Origin of the sequence: Actinomadura graeca, assembly GCF_019175365.1 — a bacterium.
Lineage (GTDB): Bacteria > Actinomycetota > Actinomycetes > Streptosporangiales > Streptosporangiaceae > Spirillospora > Spirillospora graeca.
The window spans coordinates 6,389,180-6,415,854 of the sequence record NZ_CP059572.1 but is presented as its reverse complement, the minus strand read 5'-3'; the positions used below and the strand labels follow the sequence as shown (position 1 = coordinate 6,415,854).

The 26,675-nt window shown below is 71.9% G+C and carries 22 protein-coding genes and 1 tRNA gene; 6 read left to right on the top strand and 17 right to left on the bottom strand.

The window, feature by feature from the left end; genetic code table 11:
• Positions 1 to 81 precede the first annotated feature (81 nt).
• Both glmU and AGRA3207_RS28455 read right to left on the bottom strand, forming a co-directional pair.
• Entirely contained in the window at positions 82 to 1,518 is a 1,437-nt protein-coding gene (gene glmU / locus AGRA3207_RS28460; protein ID WP_273699952.1) for a bifunctional UDP-N-acetylglucosamine diphosphorylase/glucosamine-1-phosphate N-acetyltransferase GlmU, read from the bottom strand.
• A 166-nt stretch (positions 1,519 to 1,684) separates the two neighbouring features.
• A tRNA-Gln gene (locus tag AGRA3207_RS28455) sits at positions 1,685 to 1,756 on the bottom strand.
• A gap of 511 nt (positions 1,757 to 2,267) precedes the next feature.
• Between AGRA3207_RS28455 and AGRA3207_RS28450 the strand changes: the two genes are divergently transcribed.
• Positions 2,268 to 3,221, top strand: a complete 954-nt coding sequence (locus tag AGRA3207_RS28450; protein ID WP_231330095.1) for an acyl-CoA desaturase — start codon at positions 2,268 to 2,270, stop codon at positions 3,219 to 3,221.
• Positions 3,222 to 3,238: 17 nt separating this feature from the next.
• Complete coding sequence (locus AGRA3207_RS28445; protein WP_231330094.1) at positions 3,239 to 4,018, top strand: TetR/AcrR family transcriptional regulator; 780 nt, start codon at positions 3,239 to 3,241, stop codon at positions 4,016 to 4,018.
• 165 nt (positions 4,019 to 4,183) lie between these two features.
• Here the strand turns inward: AGRA3207_RS28445 and AGRA3207_RS28440 are convergent, their stop codons facing one another.
• Positions 4,184 to 4,972, bottom strand: coding sequence for a trans-aconitate 2-methyltransferase (locus AGRA3207_RS28440; RefSeq protein ID WP_231330093.1), 789 nt, complete (start codon positions 4,970 to 4,972; stop codon positions 4,184 to 4,186).
• A gap of 117 nt (positions 4,973 to 5,089) precedes the next feature.
• Positions 5,090 to 6,085, bottom strand: a complete 996-nt coding sequence (locus tag AGRA3207_RS28435; protein ID WP_231330092.1) for an aldo/keto reductase — start codon at positions 6,083 to 6,085, stop codon at positions 5,090 to 5,092.
• Between the two features lie 192 nt (positions 6,086 to 6,277).
• On the opposite strand from AGRA3207_RS28435, the gene AGRA3207_RS28430 reads away from it, so the two are divergent.
• Complete coding sequence (locus AGRA3207_RS28430) at positions 6,278 to 6,775, top strand: MarR family winged helix-turn-helix transcriptional regulator (protein WP_231330091.1); 498 nt, start codon at positions 6,278 to 6,280, stop codon at positions 6,773 to 6,775.
• 173 nt (positions 6,776 to 6,948) lie between these two features.
• Here AGRA3207_RS28430 and AGRA3207_RS28425 read toward each other — a convergent pair whose 3' ends face one another.
• The 9 genes from AGRA3207_RS28425 to metG all read right to left on the bottom strand — a co-directional run bounded on the left by AGRA3207_RS28425 (position 6,949) and on the right by metG (position 16,188).
• Positions 6,949 to 8,709: an ABC-F family ATP-binding cassette domain-containing protein gene (locus AGRA3207_RS28425; RefSeq protein ID WP_231330090.1), complete on the bottom strand. Its 1,761-nt coding sequence runs from the start codon at positions 8,707 to 8,709 to the stop codon at positions 6,949 to 6,951.
• Between the two features lie 78 nt (positions 8,710 to 8,787).
• Positions 8,788 to 8,997: a hypothetical protein gene (locus AGRA3207_RS28420; RefSeq protein WP_231330089.1), complete on the bottom strand. Its 210-nt coding sequence runs from the start codon at positions 8,995 to 8,997 to the stop codon at positions 8,788 to 8,790.
• Between the two features lie 55 nt (positions 8,998 to 9,052).
• Positions 9,053 to 9,217 (bottom strand): hypothetical protein, encoded by a 165-nt coding sequence (locus AGRA3207_RS28415; protein WP_231330088.1) that lies wholly within the window; start codon positions 9,215 to 9,217, stop codon positions 9,053 to 9,055.
• Positions 9,218 to 9,312: 95 nt separating this feature from the next.
• Complete coding sequence (locus AGRA3207_RS28410) at positions 9,313 to 10,233, bottom strand: 4-(cytidine 5'-diphospho)-2-C-methyl-D-erythritol kinase (protein ID WP_231336415.1); 921 nt, start codon at positions 10,231 to 10,233, stop codon at positions 9,313 to 9,315.
• Between the two features lie 56 nt (positions 10,234 to 10,289).
• Positions 10,290 to 11,396, bottom strand: a complete 1,107-nt coding sequence (locus tag AGRA3207_RS28405; protein ID WP_231330087.1) for a glycoside hydrolase family 26 protein — start codon at positions 11,394 to 11,396, stop codon at positions 10,290 to 10,292.
• Positions 11,299 to 12,315 carry a 16S rRNA (adenine(1518)-N(6)/adenine(1519)-N(6))-dimethyltransferase RsmA gene (rsmA, locus tag AGRA3207_RS28400; RefSeq protein WP_338028226.1) on the bottom strand — a complete coding sequence of 339 codons (1,017 nt, stop codon included), beginning with the start codon at positions 12,313 to 12,315 and terminating at the stop codon, positions 11,299 to 11,301. The genes AGRA3207_RS28405 and rsmA overlap by 98 nt, the downstream gene beginning before the upstream one ends.
• 18 nt (positions 12,316 to 12,333) lie before the next feature.
• On the bottom strand, positions 12,334 to 13,143 hold the full coding sequence (locus AGRA3207_RS28395; protein WP_231330086.1) for a transglycosylase family protein: 810 nt from the start codon (positions 13,141 to 13,143) through the stop codon (positions 12,334 to 12,336).
• Positions 13,144 to 13,570: 427 nt separating this feature from the next.
• A complete protein-coding gene (locus tag AGRA3207_RS28390; RefSeq protein ID WP_231330085.1) occupies positions 13,571 to 14,398 on the bottom strand; it encodes a TatD family hydrolase in 828 nt (275 codons plus the stop codon).
• The gene (gene metG, locus AGRA3207_RS28385; RefSeq protein WP_231330084.1) at positions 14,395 to 16,188 is read right to left on the bottom strand and encodes a methionine--tRNA ligase; all 1,794 of its coding nucleotides are present in this window, start codon (positions 16,186 to 16,188) and stop codon (positions 14,395 to 14,397) included. The genes AGRA3207_RS28390 and metG overlap by 4 nt, the downstream gene beginning before the upstream one ends.
• Positions 16,189 to 16,413: 225 nt before the next feature.
• Here metG and AGRA3207_RS28380 point away from each other — a divergent pair, with 225 nt between their 5' ends.
• Positions 16,414 to 18,027, top strand: coding sequence for an ArnT family glycosyltransferase (locus AGRA3207_RS28380; protein WP_231330083.1), 1,614 nt, complete (start codon positions 16,414 to 16,416; stop codon positions 18,025 to 18,027).
• Between the two features lie 96 nt (positions 18,028 to 18,123).
• Here the strand turns inward: AGRA3207_RS28380 and AGRA3207_RS28375 are convergent, their stop codons facing one another.
• Both AGRA3207_RS28375 and AGRA3207_RS28370 read right to left on the bottom strand, forming a co-directional pair.
• Positions 18,124 to 19,947 (bottom strand): hypothetical protein, encoded by a 1,824-nt coding sequence (locus AGRA3207_RS28375; protein ID WP_231330082.1) that lies wholly within the window; start codon positions 19,945 to 19,947, stop codon positions 18,124 to 18,126.
• A gap of 183 nt (positions 19,948 to 20,130) precedes the next feature.
• Positions 20,131 to 21,468 carry a glycosyltransferase family 2 protein gene (locus tag AGRA3207_RS28370; RefSeq protein ID WP_231330081.1) on the bottom strand — a complete coding sequence of 446 codons (1,338 nt, stop codon included), beginning with the start codon at positions 21,466 to 21,468 and terminating at the stop codon, positions 20,131 to 20,133.
• Between the two features lie 311 nt (positions 21,469 to 21,779).
• Between AGRA3207_RS28370 and AGRA3207_RS28365 the strand changes: the two genes are divergently transcribed.
• On the top strand, positions 21,780 to 23,627 hold the full coding sequence (locus tag AGRA3207_RS28365) for a hypothetical protein (protein WP_231330079.1): 1,848 nt from the start codon (positions 21,780 to 21,782) through the stop codon (positions 23,625 to 23,627).
• Between the two features lie 21 nt (positions 23,628 to 23,648).
• Here AGRA3207_RS28365 and AGRA3207_RS28360 read toward each other — a convergent pair whose 3' ends face one another.
• Both AGRA3207_RS28360 and rsmI read right to left on the bottom strand, forming a co-directional pair.
• On the bottom strand, positions 23,649 to 23,951 hold the full coding sequence (locus tag AGRA3207_RS28360) for a DUF1062 domain-containing protein (RefSeq protein ID WP_231330078.1): 303 nt from the start codon (positions 23,949 to 23,951) through the stop codon (positions 23,649 to 23,651).
• Between the two features lie 112 nt (positions 23,952 to 24,063).
• On the bottom strand, positions 24,064 to 24,897 hold the full coding sequence (gene rsmI, locus AGRA3207_RS28355) for a 16S rRNA (cytidine(1402)-2'-O)-methyltransferase (protein WP_231336414.1): 834 nt from the start codon (positions 24,895 to 24,897) through the stop codon (positions 24,064 to 24,066).
• 68 nt (positions 24,898 to 24,965) lie between these two features.
• Here rsmI and AGRA3207_RS28350 point away from each other — a divergent pair, with 68 nt between their 5' ends.
• Positions 24,966 to 26,663, top strand: coding sequence for a dolichyl-phosphate-mannose--protein mannosyltransferase (locus AGRA3207_RS28350; protein ID WP_231330077.1), 1,698 nt, complete (start codon positions 24,966 to 24,968; stop codon positions 26,661 to 26,663).
• Positions 26,664 to 26,675: the final 12 nt, after the last annotated feature.

The following is a 26,675-nucleotide window of genomic DNA, read 5'->3' as shown; positions in this document are numbered from 1 at the left end:
CGCCGCTGTCCCTCCACCTCCCCGCCGGTGGGCGGGGCAGTCCTGTGATCGCGGACGGGGCGTCCCGTCCGCGCGAGGGGCCTACCCCTCGGCCTCCCGCGCCGCGCGCGCGGCCTCGGCCGCCGGGGTGCCGGGCCGCTTGCGCTCGACCCAGCCCTCGATGTTGCGCTGCCGGGCCCGCGCGACGCCCATCGCGCCGGCGGGGACGTCCTGGACGATCACCGAGCCGGCGGCCGTGTAGGCGCCGTCCCCGACGGTGACGGGCGCGACGAACATGTTGTCGCTGCCGGTCTTGACGTGCGATCCGATGACGCTGCGATGCTTCTCGACGCCGTCGTAGTTCACGAACACCGAGCTGGCGCCGATGTTGGAGTGCTCGCCGATCTCCGCGTCGCCGACGTAGGTGAGGTGCGGGACCTTCGTGCCCTCGCCGATGTCGGCGTTCTTCGTCTCGACGTAGGTGCCGATCTTGGCCTTGCGCGCCAGCACGGTGCCGGGACGCAGGTAGGCGTAGGGGCCGACCGTCGCCTCGGGGCCGATGACGGCGCCGACGCAGACGGCGTTGACCACGTGGGCGCCCTCCCCGACGCGGGTGTCGGTGAGGGTGCAGCCGGGGCCGACCCGGGCGCCCTCGCCCAGGTGCGTGGCGCCGTGGAGCTGGGTGCCGGGGTGGACCTCGGCGTCGGGGGCGGCGGTCACGCCCACGTCGATCCAGGTGGTGGCCGGATCGATGATCGTGACGCCGGCGCGCATGTGCGCTTCGAGGATGCGGTCGTTGAGCTGCCGGCGCGCCTGCGCGAGCTGGACCTTGTCGTTGACGCCCTGGGTCTCCACCCAGTCGGCGGCCAGGTGGGCGCCGGCGCGGTGCCCGTCGCCGCGCAGGATCGCCACGACGTCGGTGATGTACTCCTCGCCCTTGGCGTTGTCGGTGGTCACGCGCTTGAGCGCGTCCTCCAGCAGGGCCCCGTCGAAGGCGTACATGCCGACGTTGATCTCGTTGATGGCGCGCTGCGCCTCGTCGGCGTCCTTGTGCTCGACGATCGCGGAGACGCTGCCGTCCGCCGCCCGGACGATCCGCCCGTACCCGGTCGGGTCGGGGATCTCGGTCGTGAGGACGGTCGCGGCGTTGCCCTCGTCCTCGTGGGCGCGGACGAGGGCGGCGAGCGTCTCCCCGCGCAGCAGCGGGTGGTCGCCGTTGGTGACGACGACGGTCCCGGTGAGGGCGCCGGTCTGCTCCAGCGCCATGCGGACGGCGTGCCCGGTGCCGCCCTGCCGCTCCTGGACGGCGGCCTCGGCGTCGGGGGCGTTCCCGGCGAGATGCTCGATGACCTGTTCCCGGCGGTGCCCGACGACCACGACGAGGCGGTCGGGCCCGAGTTCACGGGCCGCGGCCAGGACGTGGCCGAGCATGCTGCGCCCGCAGAGCTCGTGGAGCACCTTGGAGGTGCGGGACTTCATCCGGGTTCCCTCGCCTGCGGCGAGGACGATGACGGCGGCCGGGTGGCTGGCGGCGCTCACTAGGAGGCTCCTCGGCGTCGCGGACGGGTTCCTTGGTCGGGCTGTCTACCTGCTGTAACAGCCCCATGGCAGGCCACAGCGCGCCCGACACGGGAAGGATACCGCCCGCCGCCGCCGGCTCGGCCGCCGCCCACCCGGCGACCGGGCGGCGGGCATCGGGGGACAGCTCCGGCGCAAGGACTCGAACCTTGTCTAAGGGCACCAAAAACCCTTGTGCTGCCAATTACACCACGCCGGATCAAAGACGACAGTTCGGGCGTACTTCGAACGGTCCGGGCGTCCACGATACCGAGCCGCCGGGGCCCGCCCCACCCTATTGCTCCCGGCGGACGTCCACCCGGGAAGCCGGGGGCGGGACGGGCGCCGCCTGACCTGTTTGTCCGAAACGGTTTAGAACCGCCGGTCTGAGGCACCTCCTTTGCGTGCCGCCCCGGCGGCCACAGGGCGCGGACGGCACCGGCCTCCGCGAAGACGTGACGGCCGACGAGGAGGGAGTCCGATTTCCGCACACGTCACGGTCGGCCGCCCGGTCGGTGAACCTTCGGCGCGGTCCGAGCGTTCTGCCTGGACGAGGGTGTCCGGCCCTCTCCCCTGCGGTACCTGCGGGACCGGCGGCACGAACGAGAGCTTTGTGGCCCGTGGGGCAGATTCACACTGATTTTACCGTTCACCACTGTCCAACCTACGGAGGCGTAGGTTACGGTGGCGTAGGTAAGGCTGCCCAGAGAAGCAAGGAAAGCGGTGAGTACATGACCACGGCCCCCGCCATCGACCCTCCCCGGCCACGGCCACGACCCGAGATCGACCCGGATCAGCAGGGAAACGCCGAGCGGGCGCTCGTGGCGGTCTTCACCGGCGTGCCCTTCCTGGCGCTGTTCGCGGCCGTCCCGCTGGCCTGGGGCAGGTTCCTCGGCTGGACCGACGTCGCGATCATGGCCGTCTTCTACGTGCTGTCCGCGGCGGGCATCACGATCGGCTACCACCGCTACTTCACCCACGGGTCCTTCAAGGCCAAGCGCCCATTGAAGATCTTCATGGCGCTCGCGGGCAGCCTCGCCATCGAGGGTCCCGTCATCACGTGGGTCGCCGACCACCGGCGCCACCACAAGCACTCCGACAAGGAGTTCGACCCGCACTCGCCGTGGCGCTTCGGCGACGACTGGAAGGCGCTCAGCAAGGGCCTCGTCTGGGCCCACTACGGCTGGCTCTTCGACGCCAACCGCACGTCCAAGCCGCGCTTCGCCAAGGACCTGCTGGACGACCGGGACATGGTCCGCATCCACAAGGCGTTCCCCGGCCTGGTCGCCGTGTCGTTCCTGCTGCCCGCCGCGCTCGGCGGCCTGCTCACCATGTCGTGGGCGGGCTTCCTCACGGCCCTCTTCTGGGCGGGCTTCGTCCGGATCACGCTCGTCCACCATGTGACGTGGTCGATCAACTCCATCTGCCACACCTTCGGCAGGGAGGAGTTCGAGGTCCGCGACAAGTCCCGGAACGTGTGGTGGCTGGCCATCCCGTCCCTCGGCGAGTCCTGGCACAACCTGCACCACTCCGACCCGACCTGCGCGCGCCACGGCGTCCTCAAGGGGCAGATCGACATCAGCGCCCGGATCATCTGGGCCTTCGAGAAGGCGGGCTGGGCGTACGACGTCCGGTGGCCGAACCGCGACAGGCTCTCGGCCAAGCGCACCAAGCAGGCAGATTGACCGCCACAATTGAGCCCGTGACAGAACCCGCTCCCAGGCCCCGCAGAAAGCGGATGACCGGCAAGGAACGACGCGAGCAGCTCCTGGACATCGGGCGGACGCTGTTCGCCGAGCGCGGCCTGGACGGCACTTCGGTGGAGGAGATCGCCTCCGCCGCCGGCGTTTCCAAGCCCGTGGTGTACGAGCATTTCGGTGGCAAGGAGGGGCTGTACGCGGTCGTCGTCGACCGGGAGTTCGAGAAGCTCCTCAGCCTCGTCACCGAATCGCTGATCTCGGCGGTCCATTACCGGAGCAAGCTGGAGAAGGCCGCCCTCGCGCTGCTGGAGTACATCGAGGAGAGCCCGGACGGCTTCCGCATCCTCGTCCGCGACTCGCACGGCGGCACCGGCACCGGCAGCTACGCCAGCCTCCTCAGCGAGATCGCCGGTGAGGTCGAATACATCCTCGCCCAGGAGTTCGACCGGCACGACTACGACGACAAGTTCGCGCCGCTTTACGCGCAGAGCCTCGTGGGCATGGTCGCGCTGACCGGGCAATGGTGGCTGGACGTCCGCAAACCCCGCCGCGAAGAGGTCGCCGCCCACATCGTCAACCTCGCGTGGAACGGCCTGTCCGGACTTGAGCCGCGCCCCTCTCTGGATCCCCGCCGCCGCCGCAAGGAAATGGAGCGGCTGGAGAAGCGCGCCGAAAAGGCGGCGGCCAAGGCGGAGAAGGCCGAGGAGAAGGCCGCCGCCAAAGCCGAGAGGGCACAGCGCAAGGTCCGGCGCGAATCCGACGCCGAGCCCCAGGAAGGCTGAACCCCCGGGTGACACCGGTGGCCGTCCGGAGTTCGTCCGGACGGCCACCGGCCGGGGTCGCCGCCGCCGGGTCACGGCGCCGGGTCTTCGGATGACGCCCGCCTCCCGGGCTGGCACACCGCAGGGGAACGAGTCGCTTCCCCCAGAAGGCGGACGTCACCACGTCTAAGGGGCGTTCCGGCGCGCGATGACGAACACCCGCCGGAAGGGGAAAACGGTCCCGTAGGGGGCCGCCGGGTACGCCTCGCGGAGCAGATCCCGGTACGAGGCCAGGAACTCCCCCTGTTCCCCCTGGTCGAGGACGGTCAGGATGGGTCTCAGAGTGGTGCCCTTGACCCATTCGAGGACGGGGTCATCGCCCTGCAGGACCTGCGTGTAGGTCGTTTCCCAGGCGTCCACCGTGCAGCCGTGCCGCGTCAGCAGGTCCAGATAGCCCGCCGGGCTCATGATGGGATCGGTCTGCAGGACGCTCCCGATCCGGTCGACCCATCGGTCCGACCGGCACAGCATCCGCAGCAGCGCGTGGCTGGGCTCGTCGAAGTTGCCGGGCACCTGGAAGGCCAGGCGGCCACCGGGGGCGAGCGCGTCGACCCAGCGCGGCAGCAGGTCACCGTGCCCGGGGACCCAGTGCAGGACGGAGTTGGACACGATGACGTCCACGGCCCTGTCCGCCCTCCATGTCGCGACATCGGCGACATGGAAGTCGAGCCGTCCGGGGATCGCGTGCCCCCGCGCGGCGGCGATCATGTCGGGCGAGCTGTCGAAGGCGTCGATGAAGGCCCCCGGCCAGCGGACGGCGAGCGTCGCGGTCAATTCCCCCGGCCCGCACCCGAGGTCCACGGCGTACCGGGGTTCCTCGCCGCAGATCCGCCCGACCAGCTCGGCGAAGGGCCTGGCGCGCTCGTCCCCGAAGATCCCGTACTGCGCGGGATCCCACTCGGCATCTCTCGACATCAAGACACAGGATGCCCGGCCTGTATCTTGATGTCAAGAATCCCATGCCCGTCAGTAGTCGACAGCAAGGGCCCTTCCGGTCCTCGGCGGGGGCCTTCGCCGAACTGGTAGACCTCCTCAAGCGGTAGTGCCGGAGCGGCCTTCCAGGGGCACGTCGCCGTAGAGCCAGGGGCGGGCCCCGGCGTTGTCGTCGGACGGGTATCCGACGTCGAACTCCACTGCCGCGTCGAGGCGGGCGACCGTGTCCTCGGAGAAGGTGACGGAGGAGGCGCCGAGGTCGTCCCGGAGTTGCCCGGCGTCCCGTGCGCCGATGATCGGGTGGATCGCGCGGGACCGGGCCTGGGTCCAGGCGATCGCCACCTGCGAGGCGGTCACGCCCAGGTCGGCGGCGACCTCGCGGACGGCACGCGCGGCCTTCCGGTCGCGGGGCGTGAGGGAGGCGGGGTCGACGCGGGTGCCGCTCGGGGCTCGTCCGTCCTCGTATTTGCCCGACAGGATTCCGGCGGACAGCACCCCGTACGCGGCGACGCTCAGCCCGTACGCCTCGGCCAGGGGCAGGAGTTCCCGCTCGACGTCGCGTTTGAGCAGGCTGTAGCGGACCTGGATACCGGCGAACGGCGTCCAGTCGCGCCACTCGGCGAGGGTGTTCGCGCGGGACACCAGCCACGCCGGGAGGTTGGACGCACCCACATACAGGACCTTCCCGGCGCGGACGGCGTCGTCCAGTGCCCGCATGGTCTCCTCGACCGGCGTGTTCTCGTCCCAGGTGTGCACCCAGAACAGGTCGACGTAGTCGGTGCGCAGCCGCCGCAGGCTCGCCTCCAGCGAGAGGGTGAGGTTCTTGCGGTGGCTTCCGCCCGAGTTCGGGTCCTTGGCGTCGCGGGTCAGCGTGTACTTGGTGGACAGGACGAAACCGTCGCGCCGGTCCTTGAGGACACGGCCGAGCATCGCCTCGCTGTCACCGTAGGCGGACGCGGTGTCGATCACGTTGCCGCCGGCGTCGGCGTAGACGTCGACCAGTTCGCGTGCCTCGTCCGGGCCCTTGAAGGTCATCGCGCCGAGGAACATCTCCGAGACCCGCAGGCCGGTCGGGCCGAGCAGCCGGTACCGCATCACGCCACCTCCGGCACGGACGGCCGAAAGGCACCAAAATGGGATGTCATGGTGAGAGGCAGGGATGGCATGCCGCGATTCTGCGGCCCGGCCGGGCCGCGAGGGAGGCCGGGCGGAGACCCGCCCCGCGAGGGCCACCCTGGCGGACGTCCGCGGCGGTCGTCTCGATATCAAGACAGGTAGGGTGTCGCCATGGAGGATGAGGTCGACCGGCTGGTCGGGGCCTGGAACGCCGAGCGTCCCGACCTCGACGTGCTGCCACTGCACGTCCTCAGCCGGGTCTCACGCCTCGCGCGGCACCTGGACCGTGCCCGGCGGGCGGTGTTCGCCGCGCACGACCTGGAGTCCTGGGAGTTCGACGTCCTCACCGCGCTGCGCCGGGCGGGCGACCCCTACCAGCTCAGCCCGGGACGGCTGCTCCACGCGACGCTGGTGACGTCCGGCACCATGACCAACCGCATCGACCGGCTGGCCGCGGCGGGCCTCGTCGAACGGCATCCCGACCCGCAGGACAAGCGCGGCGTGCTCGTCCGGCTGACCGGGGCGGGCATGAAGCGGGTGGACGCGGCGTTCGCCGACCTGCTCGACCGGGAGCAGGCGATCTTGGAGGGCCTCACCCCCGCCGAGCGGCAGACCCTCGCGAGCCTGCTGCGGACGCTGCTGGTCCCGTTCGACTCCACCCCGGCATAGGAGCCCTTTTCGACCCGTCCGGCCACGCACGCGAGCGCGCTACCAGCCCGCGGGAGGCGAAGCCGGAGGCGAGCCTCCCGCGGGCTGATCGCGAAGCGATGTCGCGCTCGCCCAAGCACGGTCGAGTGGGCGAGCCGCCAGGCGAGCCCACTCGGGCCGGGATTGCAATGAGTTCAGCCCACGTCTTCTGCCAGCATCAGCCATTCCTCTTCGACCTGGGCGGCCTCGGCCTGGATCTCCTTGAGACGGCCGTCCAGTTCCTGGAGTTTGGCGTAGTCGGTGGCGTGCGCGGCGAGGCTCTCGTGCAGCGCGGCCTCCTGCCCGGCGAGCTTCTCCAGGCGGCGTTCGAGGCGGTCGAGTTCCTTGCGCGCCTTCCAGTCCTGGCCGCCCTTGGGCTTGGGCGCCGGTTCGGCGGGCGGCGCGGTCTCGGCGGGACGGGACGGGGCCGTCCCGGCGGCGCGGCGCTCCAGGTACTCGTCGACGCCGCCGGGCAGGAGGGACACGCGGCCGTCGCCGACCAGCGCCACCACGTGGTCGGTGATCCGCTCCAGGAAGTACCGGTCGTGGCTGACGACGACGAGCGTGCCGGGCCAGCCGTCGAGAAGGTCCTCGACCTCGGTGAGCGTCTCGATGTCGAGGTCGTTGGTGGGCTCGTCGAGGAGCAGGACGTTCGGCTCGGCCATCAGCAGCCGCAGCACCTGGAGCCGCCGCCGCTCGCCGCCCGACAGGTCGCCGATGGGCGTCCACTGCCGGTCTCCGGGGAAGCCGAGCCTTTCGAGGAGCTGGCTCGCGGTCCATTCGCGTTTGCCGACCGTGATGCGGCGGCGGATCTCCTCCACCGACTCCAGGACGCGGCGGGACGGGTCCAGCTCTTCGAGGTTCTGCGTCAGATGCGCGAGCTGGACGGTCTTGCCCCGCGTCACCTTGCCGGCGTCTGGGGTGACCGAGCCGTCGAGGAGGCGCAGGAGGGTGCTCTTGCCGCTGCCGTTGACGCCGACGAGGCCGACCCGGTCGCCGGGTCCGAGCCGCCAGGTCATCCTCTCGAAGAGGGAACGGTCTCCCAGCCGGACGGTGACGTCCTCGATGTCGTAGACGGTCTTGCCGAGCCGCGCCGTCGCGAACCGGGTCAGCTCGACCGAGTCGCGCAGGGGCGGCTCGTCCGCGATGAGGGCCTGCGCGGCGTCCACCCGGAACTTCGGCTTGGACGTGCGGGCCTGCGGGCCGCGGCGCAGCCACGCCAGTTCCTTGCGCAGCAGGTTCTGCCGCTTGGCCTCGGTCGCGGCGGCGATCCGGGACCGCTCGGCCTTGGCGAGGACGTAGGCGGAGTAGCCGCCCTCGTAGCGTTCGACGTTGCCGTCGACGACCTCCCACGTCCGGTCGGTGACCTCGTCGAGGAACCAGCGGTCGTGGGTGACGACGAGCAGCGCGGACTTGCGGGCCTTCAGGTGCCGGGCCAGCCAGTCGATCGCCTCGATGTCGAGGTGGTTGGTGGGCTCGTCCAGGATCAGCAGGTCGGACTCGGGGACGAGCAGCCTGGCCAGCGCGATGCGGCGGCACTCACCGCCGGACATCCCGGCGAGCGGCGCGTCGAGGGCGAGGCCGGTGAGCAGCCCGCCGAGGATCTCGCGGGCGCGGACGTCGCCCGCCCATTCGTGCTCGGCGCGGTCGCCCAGCACGATGGAGCGGACGGTGGCGTCCTCGGCGAACTCGTCCCGCTGGGTCAGGAACCCGAGGCGCAGCCCGCGGGCATGGGTGACGCGCCCGCCGTCGGGCTCGGTCTCGCGTGCCAGGACGGACACGAGCGTGCTCTTCCCGCCGCCGTTGCGGCCGACGACGCCCACGCGGTCTCCGTCGTCCAGCCCGAGGGACACGGCGTCGAGCAGCGGCTTCGGCCCGTACGCCTTGGCGACGTTCTCAAGATTGATCAGATTCACGGCGCTTCAAGCCTATTGCCCCCCGGCGGCCGCTCGTGCGGTGCGGCCGGGCGCTCAGAGCCCCGACGGGTCGTCCGCTCAGGGGCCGGGCGGGCCGGGCGGACCGGGCGGGCCCTGGTACGGGCCGGGGCCCGGGGGCGGCGGGGCGTGGCCGGGCGGCGGGTACGCGCCGTATCCGGGAGGTACGCCGGGGCCCTGGCGCCTGCGCCGGGACGTCGCGACGACGATGACGATCACGACGGCGCCCACGCCCAGGAGCATGACGACCATCAGGAGCAGGAACTCCATCAGTCCGAAACTGGTCGCCATGCACGGCCTCGCAGGGGGTGTCGCGGATCGGGGGTCAGCTCTCGTGCCTCGACATCAGGCTAGTCCCCTGCGGGTGCCCTTCGGCGGACGAACCGGGCGCGTCCCTGCGGATGGCGCGGTCGTGGCGGACCGTCAGGGCGGCCAGCGCTACCAGCATGGCGATGGCCAGGAGACCCAGCAGCCCGGACAGATACGTCATCGCTCCACCTCGTCCGCGGAATCGGCGTCACCGTTCAGACGTCCCGCCGACGGCGGTGGTTCGCTTGTGTGACCACAGCAGCTAGTGGCCCGCAGTCACACTACTGTGGCCCCTGGGACAGGACCGGAGGCCCGGACGATCGTCTCCGCGACGCCCGCGCCGTCCAGGTCGGCGGCCAGCTCCGCGGCGTGCTCGTCGTTCGAGGCGAGGAACGCGCAGGTCGGACCGGATCCGGAGACGAGCGCGCCGATCGCGCCGAGGTCCCGCCCGGCGGCGAGCGTCCGGCGCAGGGACGGGCGGAGCTTGAGCGCGGCGGGCTGGAGATCGTTCACCAGGGCGGCACCGAGGTTCTTGGCGTCGCCGGTGGCGAGGGCCGCCATCAGGTCCTCCGAGACCTGCGGCCGGGTGCCCGGGCGGCTGTCGGCGGCGCGGATCCGGTCGCATTCGGCGTAGACGGCGGGCGTGGACAGGCCGCCGTCGGCGGTCGCGAACACCCAGTGGAAGACGCCGCGGGCGAGCGCGGGGGTGAGCCGCTCGCCCCGGCCGACGCCGATCGCGGTGCCGCCGAGCAGCGCGAACGGCACGTCGCTGCCGAGGTCGGACGCCAGATCCAGCAGGTCGTCCCTGGTCAGGGCGGGGTCGTCGCGGTCGTCCCAGAGGCGCGCGCAGGCGACGAGCGCCGCGGCGGCGTCGGCGCTGCCGCCCGCCATGCCGCCCGCGACGGGGATGGCCTTGCGGATGCGCAGCGCCACGGCGGGCTCGACGCCGAGCCGCGCGGCGACGAGGAGCGCCGCCCGCGCCGCGAGGTTGTCCGCGCCGGTGGGGACGCCGTCGACCGCGACCCGCGAGTAGGGGGCGCTCTCGACGGTCACCTCCAGCCGCCCGGCGGGCGCCGCCGTCACCTCGTCGAAGAGGGACACGGCGTGGAACACGCTGACGAGGTCGTGGTAGCCGTCGTCGCGGATCGGCCCCACGCCGAGCTGGAGGTTGACCTTCGCGGGGACGCGTACGCTCACTGCGGTCACGCCACCGAAGCGTACGGGACGCGGCGGACCGCCACGTCCGCACGCGATCAGTCGCTGGTCACCGGGAGGTTGCGGGGGTTGAAGTAGGGGGTGGTGGCGAGCTCGCGGAGCGCGGACACCGCGCGCTTGTCACCGGTCACGGAGAAGGCGCGGCGCTTGTCGCGGGCGTCCTCGGCCTGCTCGTCGGAGTCGAAGTAGACGACGGCCTTGATCTGCGGGTCCTGGAGGGTCTTGGCGGCCGCGCGGAGCCACTCGGCGCGGCGCTCCCCGTAGGACCGCGGGACCCCGAACTCCGCGATCATGATCGGCTTGGCGCGTCCCCGGGCCCACTCCATGAACAGCTTCACGGCCTCGGACAGGTCGCGGTAGTCGTAGTCGCCGCCCGGCTGGGCGTCGGCGCAGATCCAGTCGACCTCGCCGTCGCCGGGGTAGAAGGACCCGGCGTTGCCGGAGCCGAAACCGCGGGCGGACGGGCACCACACCCAGGCGACGTTGTCCACCTTCTCCTGCTTGAAGATCGCGCGCAGGTGCTTCCAGGCGGCGATGAAGTCCGTGGCGGAGTGCACCTTCGCCTGCGCGCTCTTCTTGTCCATGTCACGCGACCAGCGCAGGAAGACCGGCTTGCCGGTGGCCTTGATCGCGCGGGCACGGTCCCGGATCAGCTCGTCGTGGGTGCCCTGGACGATCTCCCTGGTATCGGCGCCGCCCCAGGTCAGCAGCAGGTAGCGGTTGCCGTCGAGGACGGAGGAGTCCAGGTCGCCGGGGAAGGGCGCCTTCCAGCCGGCGTAGTTCTGGACGATGTCGAGCTGCCGTCCCAGCTCCCGCTCGAACCCGACGACCGGCGCCATACCGGGCCTGTCGGCGTCCTTGACAGCGGGCTTGGCCGAGGACCCGCCGGATGGCGTGGCCGACGTCCGTCCCGGTGAGGGGGCCTTGGGCCCGCCGCCGATGCCGGGGGGCACCCAGGCGCCGAAATAGGCGCCCTTCTCCGGCGGTGTCGGGGCGACCCCGGCCCGCGCGGTCGTCGTGATCTTCGGTGCCGCGCCCGCCCCGCTGCTACAGCCCGCCGCCGCCAGGACCGCCAGAGCCGCCATCACGATCGGCGCCCCCGCGGGCACCCCCGCCCGCGCCGTCCGCGAACGCGCCTTCACCATCGCCCTCCGCCTCTTCCGGATCTGTCGTGCCCCCGGGTCCGGCCGCAGGGGGATTTTGGGCTCCGCCCAAAGGACCATACTCGGCAATACGGGCGAAGGCGGCCACGTCCAGCGCTTCGCCCCGAGCTCGTGGATCAACGTCGGCGGCGCGCAGCGCCCGCTCGGCCTCCGCCGCCGACCCGGCCCACCCCGCCAGCGCCGCCCGCAGCGTCTTGCGGCGCTGCGCGAAGGCGGCGTCGATCACCGCGAACACCCGCTCCCGGCTCGCCGTCGTGGGCGGCGGCTCGCGCCGGGTGAACGCCACCAGCCCGGAGTCGACGTTCGGGGCGGGCCAGAACACCGCGCGGCCCACCGCCCCCGCCCGCCGGGCCTCCCCGTACCAGGCGATCTTCACCGACGGCACCCCGTAGATCTTCGAGCCGGGGGCCGCGACCATCCGGTCGGCGACCTCGGCCTGGACCATGACGAGGGCGCGGCGCAGCGACGGCAGCGACGCCAGCAGGTGCAGGACGACCGGGACGGCGACGTTGTAGGGCAGGTTCGCGACCAGCGCGGTCGGCTCCGGCCCCGGCACCGCCGTGACCTTCATCGCATCGGCGTGGACGATCTCCAGCCGTCCGGCGAGGTCCGGTTCCCGCGCCGCGGCCGTCGCGGGCAGCTCCGCGGCGAGCGCCGGGTCGATCTCCACCGCCACCACGCGCCCCACCTGCGGCAGCAGCGCCAGCGTCAGCGACCCGAGTCCCGGCCCGACCTCGATGACGACGTCGTCCGGGCGCAGGTCCGCCGTCCGGACGATCCGCCGGACGGTGTTCGCGTCGATGACGAAGTTCTGCCCGAGCGTCTTGGTGGGCCTGATGCCCAGCCGCCCGGCGAGGGCCCGCACGTCCGCCGCCCCCAGCAACCCTTGTTTCTCCCCCACGAAACAAGTGTCTCAAACCTACGAGAACAAAAAGCGTCCACAGTTGGGCCACTGCCCCTGCCAACGCCCGTTGACCTTGTTGTAAAGAAGCTGCGCCCGGTACGTCTGCTCGCCCGCGCTCGCGTCGGACGGCCTGCCCTTCCCCCCGACCGACGCCCACGACGCCATCGAGAACTGGTACAGCCCGTAGTACCCGGCCGGGTTCACGGCCTTCGGGTTGTTATTGGACTCGCACTTGGCGAGGCCCTGCCAGTTCAGCCGCGCCGCGGAGCCCCCACCGGCCGACTGCGGCCCGACGGCGAGGATCCGCGCGACGGGCTTGCGCTTGACCTTCTCCGAGATGACCGTCTTGACCTTCTTGCCCTTGCGGCGGACATAGGCGGTCTGCACGATCTTCAGCCCCGGCCTGCCCTTGCGGAGCTCCTTCTCACTGAACGGGGCCACCGACGAGCTCTTCTTGCGGACGGTCGGCGCGGCCACCTTCACGACCTTCGTCACCGGCGCCGACAGCAGCCGCACCACCTTGATCACCTCTCCGGCGGGCCGGTCGCGCGGCGGCGCGACGAGGTCGTGCGGGCCGAGCGGGATCTTCGCCTGGTCGAGCACCTGCTGGACGGTCGTCCCCGTCGTCATCGTCTCGGTCTTCTTCTTGTCGACCACGATGACGATCTTGCGGGGGGCCGGGGCGGGGGCGCTCGTCCGGGGAACGTCCGCGACGGGCGCGGCCTTGCCCTGCGCGCCGGATCCGCCGCCCCCGCCGCAGGCCGCGGCGAGCAGCGCGGTCGCCAGCAGGACGGGTACCGCAGGGGTCGTGGGGGCTCGACGCACCGTTCTCCTCCAAGGCCGGCCGGGCTGGGGGGCGCCCGTCTCACCGCGCCAGAGAGTAGGCCAGCCAACCGTTCTCCGCCACCTCAACGCCCCCAAAGGTCACTTCGGGGGGCGAAACTTCCGCCTCCCACGCCAGCTCACAACGCCCCCACGTCCGACACCGACCCCGAGGATGGCAGCCCGCCAAGCGTTGCGAGCAACGAATGGCGCCCACGCTCGAAACGCGTTCGGTCGCTCCCCGGATTCGGTCGGCTGTGGCCGGGCACGGCGCAACGGACAGGTTGCGGGTGCAGAGCGCGTGCGGTCGTTCTCTGTCCTGTTCTCGCGGCCGGGCCCCGCGCGGGGGTTCGTGTGCGGCGCGGGGACTTGAACGGCTGAGAGGCTCTGAGCCCTGATGTCGGGCGGACAGCCCGCAGGGGCGATGGGGCTACCAGGGGCCGAAGGTGCGTTCTCCGTTTTCGGCTATGGCGGTGCAGAGGTCCGTCACGTCCACGTCCTTGATCTCGGCCATTGCGCGGACGGTGTGCGGGATCAGGTACGAGGCGTTCGGCTTGCCCCGGTGCGGGATCGGCGTCAGGAAGGGCGCGTCCGTCTCGACCAGGACGAGGTCGAGCGGCGCGGCGCGCAGGGCCGCGCGGAGGGGGTCGGCGTTCTTGAACGTCACGTTCCCGGCGAAGCTCATCAGGTAGCCGCGCTCGGCGCAGATCTCCGCCATGCGCTCGTCGCCGGAGTAGCAGTGGAACACGACGCGGTCGGGTGCGCCCTCGTCGAGGAGGATCGCGAGCACGTCGTCGTGCGCCTCGCGGTCGTGGATGACGAGGGCCTTGCCGGTGCGCTTGGCGATGTCGATGTGGCCGCGGAACGACTCCTCCTGGGCGGTCTTGGGCGCCCAGTCCCGGTAGTGGTCCAGGCCGGTCTCGCCGATGGCGCGGACCTTAGGGTGGGCGGCCAGCGCGGCGATGTCGTCCAGGACGGCGTCGGAGATCCGCGTGGTCTCGTTCGGGTGGATCGCCACGGCGGCGTAGACGTCGTCGAACTCGGTGGCGGTGTCGACCGCGAACCGGGAGGACGGCAGGTCGCAGCCGATCGTGACGATCCGCGTGACCCCCGCCGCCTTCGCCGACGCGAGCTGCTCCTCCACCGGCGTCCCGACGATGTCGAGATGGCAGTGGCTGTCGAACACCGCGACGGGCAGCCGGTCGGGCAGCGGCGGATACGAACGGGCGGCCTGCCCGTCCTGCTGGTCGCGGGTCACGGCTGCTCCAGGCGGGCGAGTTCCTCGTCCACCACGGACGTGTCGAGCTTCTTGAACAGCGGGACCGGCTTCTCCAGCGGGACGCCCGCCTTGATCGGCGTGGACTCCCAGCGGCCCTGCGTGGCGTAGTCGCCGGTCAGGATCCGGTAGTCCGGGCCGCCCTCCTCCGACACCGTCTTCAGCTCCGGCATGCCGCTCCACACCCCGTCGCCGCCGAGCATCTCGTACACCTTCTGGGACGAGTTCGGCAGGAACGGCGTGAGCAGCGTTTTGGCGTCGTCCACGACCTGGAGCGTGGTGTGCAGGATCGACTGGACGCGGGCCGGGTCGTCCTTCAGCTTCCAGGGGGCCTGGTCGGACAGGTACCGGTTCGCGTCGCGGACGACGTCGAGCGCCTCGGTGATCGCGTTCTTGAACCGTGACCGCTCCAGCTCGGCGCCGACCGCGGCGAACGCGGTGCGGCTGCGCTCCATCAGCGCCCGGTCGGCGTCGGTGAGATCGCCGGGCCCGGGGATCGCGCCGAAGTTCTTCGCCGCGAGGTTCACCGACCGGTTGACCAGGTTGCCCCAGGCCGCGACCAGCTCGTCGTTGTTGCGGCGGACGAACTCCGACCAGGTGAAGTCGGTGTCCTGGTTCTCGGGACCGGCGACCGCGACGTAGTAGCGCAGCGCGTCCACGTCGTAGCGCTCCAGGAAGTCCTTCACGTAGATGACGACCTGCCGGGACGAGGAGAACTTCTTGCCCTCCATCGTGAGGAACTCCGACGAGACCACCTCGGTCGGGACGTTGAGCGCGCCCAGCGAGCCGGGGGTGCCGCCCTTGTCGCCCTGGCCGCTGTAGCCGAGCAGGATCGCCGGCCAGATCTCGGCGTGGAAGACGATGTTGTCCTTGCCCATGAAGTAGTACGACAGGGCGTCGGGGTCCTGCCACCAGGCGCGCCACGCCTCCGGGTCACCCGACCGCCGCGCCCATTCCACCGATGCCGAGAAGTAGCCGATGACCGCGTCGAACCACACGTAGAGCTTCTTGGCCGGGTTCTCGCGCCAGCCGTCCAGCGGGATCGGCACGCCCCAGTCGAGGTCGCGGCTGATCGCGCGGGGCTGCATGTCGTCCAGGAGGTTCAGCGAGAACTTCAGCACGTTCGGGCGCCAGTCGCCCTGCTTGCCGCGCAGGTACCGGCCGAGGACGTCGGTGAAGGCGGGCAGGTCGAGCATCAGGTGCTCGGTCTCGACGAACTTGGGCTTCTCGCCGTTGATCCGGCTCACCGGGTTGATCAGGTCGATCGGGTCGAGCTGGTTGCCGCAGTTGTCGCACTGGTCGCCGCGCGCGCCGTCGTATCCGCAGATCGGGCAGGTGCCCTCGATGTAGCGGTCGGGCAGGGTCCGGCCGGTGGACGGCGAGATCGCGCCCATGGTGGCCTTGGCGAAGATGTAGCCGTTGTCGTACAGGCCCTTGAAGATCTCCTGGACGACCGCGTAGTGGTTGCGGGTCGTGGTCCGGGTGAACAGGTCGTAGGACATGCCGAGGCCGTGCAGGTCCTCGGCGATCACGGCGTTGTACCGGTCGGCGAGTTCCCGGGCGGTCACGCCCTCCTTGTCGGCCTGCACCTGGACGGGGGTGCCGTGCTCGTCGGTGCCGCTGACCATCAGGACCTGGTTGCCCGCCATCCGCTGGTAGCGGCTGAACATGTCGGCGGGCAGCGCGAAACCGGAGACGTGCCCGATGTGACGGGGCCCGTTGGCGTACGGCCAGGCGGGCGCGGCCAGGATGTGTCGGCTTGACGAGGACATGGAATCAAGGGTAGTCGCGTCCGCCCCCTCGCCCGCACGTTTATCGCGCCTGTGGATAACCCTGGCCCCTGAAGGGTTCCCGAGGATCCCCGACCAGGGCCTCCGAGCGGTCTCTGACGCGAGTAGCCTGGTCCGGCGTTCCGGCGGCACCGGGACTTCGGGCGTAGAGCCCCCCGGCGCCGCGGGACCGGCGGCACCAGGACCCTAGCGAGGCAGAAGCGAGGCATGGCCCAGACCACGGCCGGCGAGCCGTCCGTCAAGGAACCGACGACCCGGCGGGACGAGCCGCCCCGGCCGCTGGCCCGCGCGCTGCGGCGCGTCCGGCGGACGCGGCGCGCCGTGTGGCTGGCCCTGCTGGTGGCGGCCTGCGCCGTGCTCGCCCAGTGGGTGATCATGACGCCGCCGCTGTACTTCGACCCGTACTACGTGTGGCTCGGCGCCCGCGACTGGCCGGACGTCCCGCTCACGCAGTGGCCGTTCGACGAGGTCCCGCACCAGGTGACCCGGATCGGGCTGGTGCTGCCCGCGCGGCTCGTCCAGGACGTCCTCGGACCCGGCCAGGCCGCCTACTTCGTGATCGCGGCGCTCGGGGGCTGCGCGTTCTTCGCCGGGACGTACCTGGTCGTCCGGTCGCTGTTCGGGGACCTCGCGGGGCTGGCGTCCGCGCTGGTCCTGCTGATCAACCCGTTCTTCACCATGACCAACCCGTTCGGCCACGACATCACCTGGTCGACCGGCGTGATGCTGCCCGACATGCCCGGAGCGGGGCTTTTCACCCTCGGAATGGCGGCGCTGATCGTCGCGGGCCGCCGGACGGGACGCGCCCAGACCCGGTACCTGGTCGCCGCCGGGCTGCTCATGGCATCGGCGTTCCTGGTCCGGGAGTTCCTCGCCTTCCTGTTCCTGCCGATCCCCGTGTACCTGTGGCTGCTGCGCATACCGTGGCGCCGCAACATCACGATCGGCGTGCCGATGGTCGCGGTCCTCGCGGTGAACCTCGTCCACAACGCGGTGGTCTGGGGTGACCCGCTGGCGGGCCTGCTGTCGGCGGCCGAGCACGGCGGCCAGTCCCGCGACTACGTGACGAGGGAGCTGGCGCTGCGCTCCTTCCTGCGCGCGATGCACGACTGGCAGCCGCTGGGCACGGTCTTCGTCGGGCTGCTGGTGCTGACGGCCGTCGGCTGCGCCGTCACCCGCGACCGGCGGCTGGCGCTCGTCCTGGTGTGGTTCTTCACCCTCGCCCTGCCGCTGACGGTGCTCTCGGGGGTCCTCGACCCGAACAGCATCTCGCTGCGCGCATGGCTGCCGCGCTACTGGTTCGCGGTGCTCCCCGCGCTGCTCGCGGGCGGTTTCGGGTCACTGATCCTGATGGCACGGATGCTGCCGGACGGCCTGGCCCGGCGCCTGCGCGTCCGCACGGTGATCGCCCCCGTCCTGGCGGTGGCGCTCGGCGGGACGTACGCGGTGTCCGCCGTCCGCGCCGTCCCCGACCTTCCACGCGACACGGCCTGGAACGAGCTGCGCGGCTACCTGGGCGATCACGGCGACATCCGGCTGATCTGCGCCGACCGCCGCCTGGCGCAGACGCTGACGTTCTACACCCGCGACATGTGGGGCGACCCGATCTGGAACGGCGAAATCCGCGACTTCCCGCACTACATGCCTCAGATCCCCCGCAACGCCCTCGAAGGCCCGATGCTCTTCACCCGCTGGCGCGGCCAGGAATCCCCGATAGCCGCCGGCTGGCGCCCCGCCCCGGCCCAAGGCTGGACGCTCATGTGGCACTCCAGCGACAACGTCCTCCAACTCTGGAACCCACCCCCCGGCGCCGCGGACTAACCGCAAGGCCCACGACACAGCGATCGCGCAACGCCCGTTGAAGGAAGGGCCGCCAAGGCCCGACCGCCGAGGGCGATGCACTTGAAAGGGAGGCGCTTAGGCGCCTGACGCCGCGGGGGGTGCGATCCATGCGACCCAGTCGCCTTCTGGGGTGCGGCGGCTGTCGGTGACCTTCCAGCCGTCGGGGGCGCCGCCTGGCCAGGTGGCGGTGGCGGGGACGTTCTTGGGCCAGGACAGGACGACCATGTCGACGTTCTGGGGTGGTTTCGTCCAGCGGGCGTCGAAGATGCTGCCGTCGCTCCACCAGGCCCAGTAGTAGTGGGACAGCCGGATCGTCCAGGGGACGTTCCAGTCGAGGGCGATGGACCGGGTGTGCGGGAGGTCGGCGCGGCCGCGCAGGTCGGTGTGCGCGGTCGTCTCGCGGACGAGCGGGCGGGCGATCCGGTCGGTCGCGGTCACGACCGTGGCGAGGGCGACGGCCGCGAGGAGGCCGGCGAGGACGAGGGGGCCCGCCTCGCGGGAGGGGCGGCGCAGTTGCGTCGAGAGGACGGCCAGGCCGAGCAGGGTGAGGCCCGCGAGCGTCGCGTGCCAAAGGCGGAACGACGTCCAGTCCCAGGTCAGGAACGAGGTCTCGGGGAAGTCGTAGCGGGTGTAGGTGTAGCGGCTGAGCCGGTCGCCCGCGTACCACTGGACGACGCAGGCCGCGAGGACGGTCAGGACGGCCGCCGAGCACACCGCCCGGGGCAGCATGCGCCGCGGGGCGCGCAGCAGCACGGCGACGCCGACGGCGACCAGGATCGGGGTGACGCAGGCGAGGTAGCGGCCGTAGACGTAGTTGCCGATGCGGTACTCGACCGGAAGCGCCGCCGATGTGGCGAACGCGATGCCCGCGACGATCGCGAGGAGGCCGAGCGCGAGGGCGCGCAGCCGCGCGGGCGTTCCCCGGCGGACCGCCGCGAAGGCCACGGTGACCAGGCCGAGCGCGGCGAGGCCGCCGGTGGCGACGGCCTGGTACCAGACCTGGCCGGTGCCGAGCGACAGGGTCCAGGTCATGCCGTCCTGGGTGGTGAGGCGGCGGGCGAGGTTGCCGCTGAGGTCGTTGTCACCGGCCGGGTACAGGTGCGGCAGCAGCGAGTGGTTGAGGAGCGTCCCGGCGAACGTGCCCGCGAGGGCGACCAGTGCGGCGGACGCGGCGGCGCGCCAGGGGCGCCACTTGCACAGCACCGCGGCGGCCAGCAGCGCGCCGTGCACGACGAGGAAGATGGCGCCGCGGGTGTGCGAGGTGTAGGCGAACACGACGAGAAGTGACGCTCCCGCCCCGTACAGAGTGACGCGGTGGGGCGGGGCCGTGTTCGGCGCGGTCAGCCATGCGTGGACGAGCAGGAGCCAGCCGAGCAGCACCACCGGCAGGACCGCGTCGGTCAGCACGAACTCGGAGTAGAACAGCACGCCCGGCAGCAGCGCCGTGACGTGCGCGAACACGTACGACCAGCGCCGCCGCACGTGGAGCGCGCGCAGCAGCAGGTACGCCAGCGGCAGCATCAGCGCGCTGACGAGCGCGTTGATCACCAGCGCGGAGCGGTAGACGGTGACCGGGTCGTCGCCGATCCAGAAGGCGGGGGTCAGCAGAAGGGGGTAGCCGCCGCGGTAGACCGTCCCGTACGACAGGTCCGCGTCGGGGCCGCCGGTGAGGACGCGGGCGGCGAACAGGTAGCCCGCCTCGTCCGGCGTCGCCACCGGCATCGTCTGCCCGGACGCCAGCCAGAGCCGTACGGCGACCTGGAGGACCCAGCCGAGCAGGAACAGCCACACCCAGCGGCCGCGGCGCGCCGGCGCCGGGACGGTGCCCGTGCCGGACGGCTCGGCCCGCGGGCGGGCGGTGCCCGCTCCGGCCCGCAGGGGCTCGATCTCGGTGCTCATGGTCGTCCTGCGCGCCGGAGGCGCGCGGTCAGGGGAGGAAGATCCATTGCCGTACAAGCCTGTCACAGTCCGGACGGGGCGGCGTCCGCGGGCCGGGAACGTTCAGGAAGTTCTCGGCGACCGGCACGCTCCGCGCCGCCGCGTTCATGGACCCGGCCGCGGGCGGCGCGGAGCGGCCCGCCCTCAGCTGTCGGACCTGTCCCCGGCCTTTGCGGAGTTTCCCGGCTTTCCGGACTTCACGGCCTTCTTGGCGGACGCGGCGGTGGCACCGGGACCGGCCGCCTCCAGCGTGGCGGCCTCGCGCTCACCCGCGACCTTCTGGGCAGCGGCGTCGACGACGCCCGCGGCCTCCTCCGCCGGGTCGGTGAGCGGCGGGTGCTGGCGGCGGCGGATGCCGAGGATGCTGACGAACAGCGAGGCGAAGATGGCCTGGAGGCTCATCACCAGCGCGGTCGCGGCGGGCACGACGATGCGCAGCGAGTGCCGCGGGTCCAGCTCGCCGAAGCTGTTGACGCGCCAGTGCAGCAGCGACGCGACGAGACCGCCGAGACCCGCGACCGCGAGCAGGCCGCCGAGCAGCAGGCCGCGTTCCAGGCTCCACCAGTCGATGATCCTCTGGACGCGCCGGTCGTGCGGCAGGAACCCCTCCTGCATCGCGTACACCTTGGTGAGCAGCGCGAACAGCACGGCCTGGAAGCCGATCACCAGCGCGGCGGACGCCCCGACGAGGGTGTCGACGTCGAAGGCGACCTCGCCGACCGTGACCGGCCCGGTGGACAGCGCGATGCCCGCGACGAGCCCTAGCGTCATGAAGACCAGGCCGGGGATCAGGAACAGCCAGCGCGGGCTGTAGAGCATGAGGAACCGCAGGTGGCGCCAGCCGTCCCGCCAGGTGTTCAGGTGCGGGGCGCGGGACCGGCCGTCCGGCGACAGCGTGGTCGGGACCTCGCGGATGTCGTACTTCTGCAGGGTCGCCTTGACGACCATCTCGCTCGCGAACTCCATGCCGCCGGTCTGGAGGCCGAGCCGCAGGATCGACTCCTTGTTGAACGCGCGGAGCCCGCAGTGGAAGTCACCGATCTTGCTGCGGAAGAACAGCCGCCCGACGAAGCTCAGCACCGGGTTGCCGAGGTAGCGGTGCAGCGGCGGCATGGCGCCGGGGGCGATGCCGCCCTTGAACCGGTTGCCCATGACGAGGTCGGCGCCGTCGCGCAGCTCGTCCAGGAACGGGCCGAGGGTGGCGAAGTCGTAGGAGTCGTCGGCGTCGCCCATCGCGACGTAACGGCCCCGCGCGGCGCGGATGCCGCCCATGAGGGCGTTGCCGTAGCCCTTGTCGACCACCGGGACGACCCGGGCGCCCGCGTCCCGGGCGAGCTGCTGGCTGCCGTCGGTGCTGCCGTTGTCGGCGATGACGACCTCGCCGTCGATGCCGCTGTCCTCGAAGAAGCGGATCGTCTTGCGGACGCACGTCTCGACCGTCTCCGCCTCGTTCAGGCATGGCATCACTACGGAGAGTTCCACGCGATCTCCTTCGTTACCCCTGGTGACCGTCTGCGGTGTGATCCACTAATCTCACGTGTGTTCCGCCGGGCGGCCCGTCGTCGTTCATGATGCCTGCCGGGAACGGGAGATGACGGGCGCTCCCCACAAGAGCGCCCGTATCGTGTTGCTCACTTGCAACCGAAAAACCATCCCCGCCACGGTCGCGGGCGGCAGGCTAGGACGTCAAGCATACGGGCACGGCGGCCCGGAAAGGTTGGGTCGGCTGTGACGCGCGCGGGAATTGCATTGCCAGAGGGCGGTACACCGGACAGCGAAGGGGAGGTGCGGTAGTGGCGGGCGAATCGCCGCACGGCACCGTGCTCGACGAGAGCGCGCCCGGGGAGGCGGCGCCCGGCGAGGCCGCGTCCGGCGACACGCCCGGGATCACGATGACCGTCACCGATTCCGCGACCGGGGTCGACACGGGCCCGGACGCGGCGGCGGGCGCGGGGACGGCCACCGGCGCCGGCACCGACGCGGCCGCCGATTCCGGGGAGTCGCCGGGGGACGGGACGTCCTCGTCCGGCGACGAGGGACGGCCCGGCCGCGCGGCCGGGCTGTGGGCGCTGGTCCGCCGGCACCCCGCCTTCACTGTGATCATTGCCACAGCGGCGCTGCTGCGGCTGATCGCGATGATCGGCTATCAGCCCGCGATGTTCTTCAACGACAGCTTCGACTACCTGCACGTCGCGATGGAGCCGTTCCCGCACCCGCTGCGCCCCGACGGCTACTCGTTCCTGCTGCTGGCGCTGAAGCCGTTCCACAGCTTCGCGCTCGTCGTCCTCGTCCAGCACCTGATGGGCCTGGGGATGGGCGTGATGATCTACGCGCTGCTGCGCCGCAGGTTCGGCCTGCCCGGCTGGGGCGCGGCGGCCGCCGCCGCGCCGGTGCTGCTGGACGGCTACCAGATCCAGCTTGAGGAGCTGGTGCTGTCCGACACGATGTTCACCTTCCTGGTGATGTGCGCGGTCACGCTGCTGCTGTGGCGCGACCGCCCGACCTGGAAGGTCGCCGCGTCGGTGGGCCTCATCGTCGGCGTCGCGTGGCTGACCCGGTCGGTCGGCATGCCCGTCCTGCTCGGCGTGCTCGCGTACATGCTCATCCGGCGGGCCGGCTGGCGGCTCATGGCGGTGACGCTCGTCGCGTGCATGCTGCCCGTCCTGGCCTACATGGGCTGGTACAAGGCCGACAGCGGCAAGTTCGCGATCACCGAGAGCAACGGCATCTTCCTGTACGCGCGGGTCTACAAGTTCGCCGACTGCCACAAGATGCACGACCTGCCCGTGAGCGAGTACCCGCTCTGCACCGAGCCCGCGAACCGGCTGCCGAACTCCCAGGACGGCATCTGGAACGCGCGCTCCCCCCTCAACCGCTACACCGGCAAGCGGTTCAGCCCCGAGAACAACGCGCTCGGCAACGACTTCGCCAAGCGCGCGATCGTCGCGCAGCCCGTCGACTACCTGCGTGTCGTCGCACACGACTTCTTCAAGGTGTTCCGGTGGGAGCGGACCGTCTTCCCGGACGAGGCCACCTACCGGCAGTACGAGTTCCGCAAGACCGGGACGCCCCTTCCCGACTGGCACATGGACGCCGACTCCACCGCGTCGGGCGAGGCGCACGCCTACGAGGACGGCGACGCCCGCACCCAGGTCGTCGAGCCGTTCGCCGGTGTCATCCGCGGCTATCAGGACCATTTCTACCTGCGCGGCACGATGCTCGGCGGCATCCTGCTGATCGGCCTCGCCGGGATGGTCGCGCTGTGGCGGCGGCTCGGCGGCGCGGCGCTCCTGCCGTGGACGCTCGCGACCGGCCTGCTCCTGGCGCCCGCGGCGACCGCCGAGTTCGACTACCGCTACGTCCTGCCGGCGGTGCCGCTGGCGGCGCTGGCGGCGGGGATGGCCTTCACGCCGGAGACCCGCAACGGCGCCGCCGTGCTGCTGCGCCGCGCCCGCCGCCTCACGGCACGGCGCAGCGACCGCAGCACGGTGTCGGCCATTACGGGGTCCGCCACCACGGCGTCCGTCACCACGGGGTCCGCCACCACGGGGTCCGCCACCACGGCATCCGTCACCACGGGGTCCCCTGCGCCGAGCACTGCTGACGCGGGTTCCCCTGCGGCGGAGGACGCCCCGGCCTGAGCGGCGCGGGACGGCCCGGCGTCACCAGGCGTGGAGGCGGCGGAGGTGGAAGACCATCGCGATGTCACTGCCGTCGCGGGCCACGGGCACCTCGGTATGCCTGCCGAGCGGCGTCGAGAACACCTTGACGTTCTGGCTCTGGCACCGGGGGCACACGTGGTCGAACCAGGGGGTCATGCACCGCTGCCCGCCCCGCTCGTACACCGTGGCCTCGCCGCCATGCCCATCGTCATAGTGGCGGACCTTGAACTTCTCGTTCCAGGTCGTCCCGCATGCTTCGCATTCGTAGACCCATACTTCGTGACTCGACCATGCGTCGTGCACGGCCGTCACCCCCTCGCGACGCGGGTGCGCGCTCATCCCGTGGTCACGCCGAACGTGACGCTGGACGCGTTATTCCCCGTATTGCGTGGGTTGGACCGCTCTGCGGAAGTGATTATTTCCTGGCCCCGACGACGGCGTCGTAGACGACGCGCTTCGGCAGGCCGTTCTCCCGCGCGATCTCCTGGATCGCCTGTTTCCGGGGGGTCCCCGCGTCCTCCCGGACGGCCACGGCGGCGGCCAGGTCGGACGGGTCGGACAGCCCCTCGGGCTCGGGCGCGCCGCCGACCACGAGCGTGATCTCGCCGCGCACCCCGTCCCGCGCCCACGCCGCGAGATCGCCGAGCGGCCCCCGGCGGACCTCCTCGTAGGTCTTGGTCAGCTCGCGGCAGACGGCGGCCGGCCGTCCCGCGCCGAACGCGCCCGCCATGGCGGTGAGGGTGGCCTCCAGCCGGTGGGGCGCCTCGAAGAACACCATCGTGCGGGGCTCGCGGGCCAGCGCGTCCAGCCGCCGGGCCCGCTCCCCCGGCCTGCGCGGCGGGAAGCCCTCGAAGCAGAACCGGTCGGTGGGCAGCCCCGACACCACCAGCGCGGTCGTGACGGCGGACGGCCCCGGCAGCACCGAGACGGGCACGCCCTCCTCGACTGCGGCGCGGACCAGCCGGTATCCCGGGTCCGACACGCCCGGCATGCCCGCGTCGGTGATCACCAGGACGTCCCGCCCGGACAGCAGGTCCTCCAGCAGCTCGGCGGCGCGGGCCCGCTCGTTCTGGTCGTAGTACGACACCACCCGCGCGGACAGCTCCACGCCCAGGTCGCCCGCCAGCCGCCGCAGGCGCCGGGTGTCCTCGGCGGCGATCACCGGCGCGGACGCCAGCGCCGCCCGGAGCCGCTCCGACGCGTCCTCGGGCCGTCCGATCGGCGCCGCCCCCAGCAGCAAGGTCCCCATCACGCCGTCATTGTCCCATCCGTGCCCGTTCCAGGCGTGCCCCGCGAGAGCACCCCTACGATTGCAGGATGGCGACGACGGATCTGGCGACCGCCCCGGCGACCGCGCCGCGGCGGCGGGCGCCCACCCTCCGCGAGTGGCTCGCGCCGGTGATCCCCGGCAGCGCGCTCCTCGGCTGGCTGGGGCCGCTGCTGGTCACGGCGTTCGCGGGCTACCTGCGGTTCTACCGGCTGGGCTCGCCGAAGGCGGTGGTCTTCGACGAGACGTACTACGCCAAGGACGCGCTGGCGCTGTGGAAGTTCGGCTGGGAGCACAACACCGTCGACAACGCCGACAAGCTGCTCATCGCCGACAGGCACGCGGACATCTGGTCGGACGGGCCGTCGTTCGTGGCGCACCCCCCGATGGGCAAGTGGATGATCGCGATCGGTGAGTGGATGTTCGGCGCCACGCCATTCGGCTGGCGTTTCATGCCCGCTCTGGTCGGGACGCTGTCGGTGCTGATCCTGTGCCGGGTCGCGCGCCGGATGACGGGCTCGACGCTCCTCGGATGCGCCGCCGGGCTGCTGCTGGCGCTGGACGGCCTCCAGTTCGTCACCAGCCGCGCCGCGCTGCTGGACATCTTCGTGATGTTCTGGGTCCTCGCCGGTTTCGCCTGCCTGGTGAACGACCGGGAGCGCTCCCGCCGCGTCCTCGCCGAGAAGATCGAGGCCGGGTCCCTGGCCGCGCGAGGCCGGAACGGCCCGTTCCTCGCGCACGGCTGGCGGTATGGCGCGGGCGTGTGCCTCGGCCTCGCCTGCGCGACCAAGTGGACGGGCGTGTTCTACATCGCCGCGTTCGGGCTCATGGTGGTGCTGTGGGACTACGGCGCCCGCCGCGCCGCCGCCGTCCGCAGGCCGCTGACCGGCACCCTGCTGCTGGAGGCCGGGCCCGCGTTCGTGCAGCTCGTCGTGGTGGCGCTCGCCGCCTACCTCGCGTCCTGGTGGGGGTGGATCTTCAAGCCCGGCGGGTGGGGGCGCGGCGAGGCGTCCGGGAACCCGCTGTGGCGGCCGTTCGAGGCGATGCCGAAGCTGTGGCACTACCACAAGGAGATGTGGCACTTCCACACCGGGCTGGACGCCAAGCACCCCTACCAGTCGTGGCCGTGGGACTGGCCGATCCTGCGCCGTCCCGTCGCGTTCTTCTACACCGAGCCCAAGGGCGGCTGCGGAGCCGCGCGCTGCTCCCGCGAGATCCTCGGCATCGGCACGCCCGCGCTGTGGTGGGGGGCGCTCGCCGCGCTCATCGGCGTCCTGTTCATCTGGCTGGTCCTGCGCGACTGGCGGGCGGGCGCGATCCTGGTCGGCTTCCTCGCGGGCTGGCTGACCTGGTTCCCCTCGGCCTTCGCGGACCGCACGATGTTCCTGTTCTACGCGACGCCGATGATCCCGTTCATGGTGCTGGGGATCGTCCTGGTGCTCGGCTACCTGGTCGGGCCCGCGCCCGCCGCCGCGGTGGGCGCGCACGCGCCGTCCGTCCCCCGGGCGGCGTCGGCCGACGACGGGTACGGCTACGCCTTCGACGAGTACGGGCCCGGCGGCGGGGCGTCCGCCGTCCGTCCGCCGCCGCCCGCCGCGGGGATGCGCCGCGTCGTCGGGGCGGCCGCCGCGGGGGCGTTCCTGCTGGTGGTGCTGGCCAACTTCGCCTACTTCTATCCGATCCTGGCGGCGCAGACCCTGTCCTACGACGACTGGCACGCGCGGATCTGGTTCGGCACCTGGATCTGACGGCCCGGCACC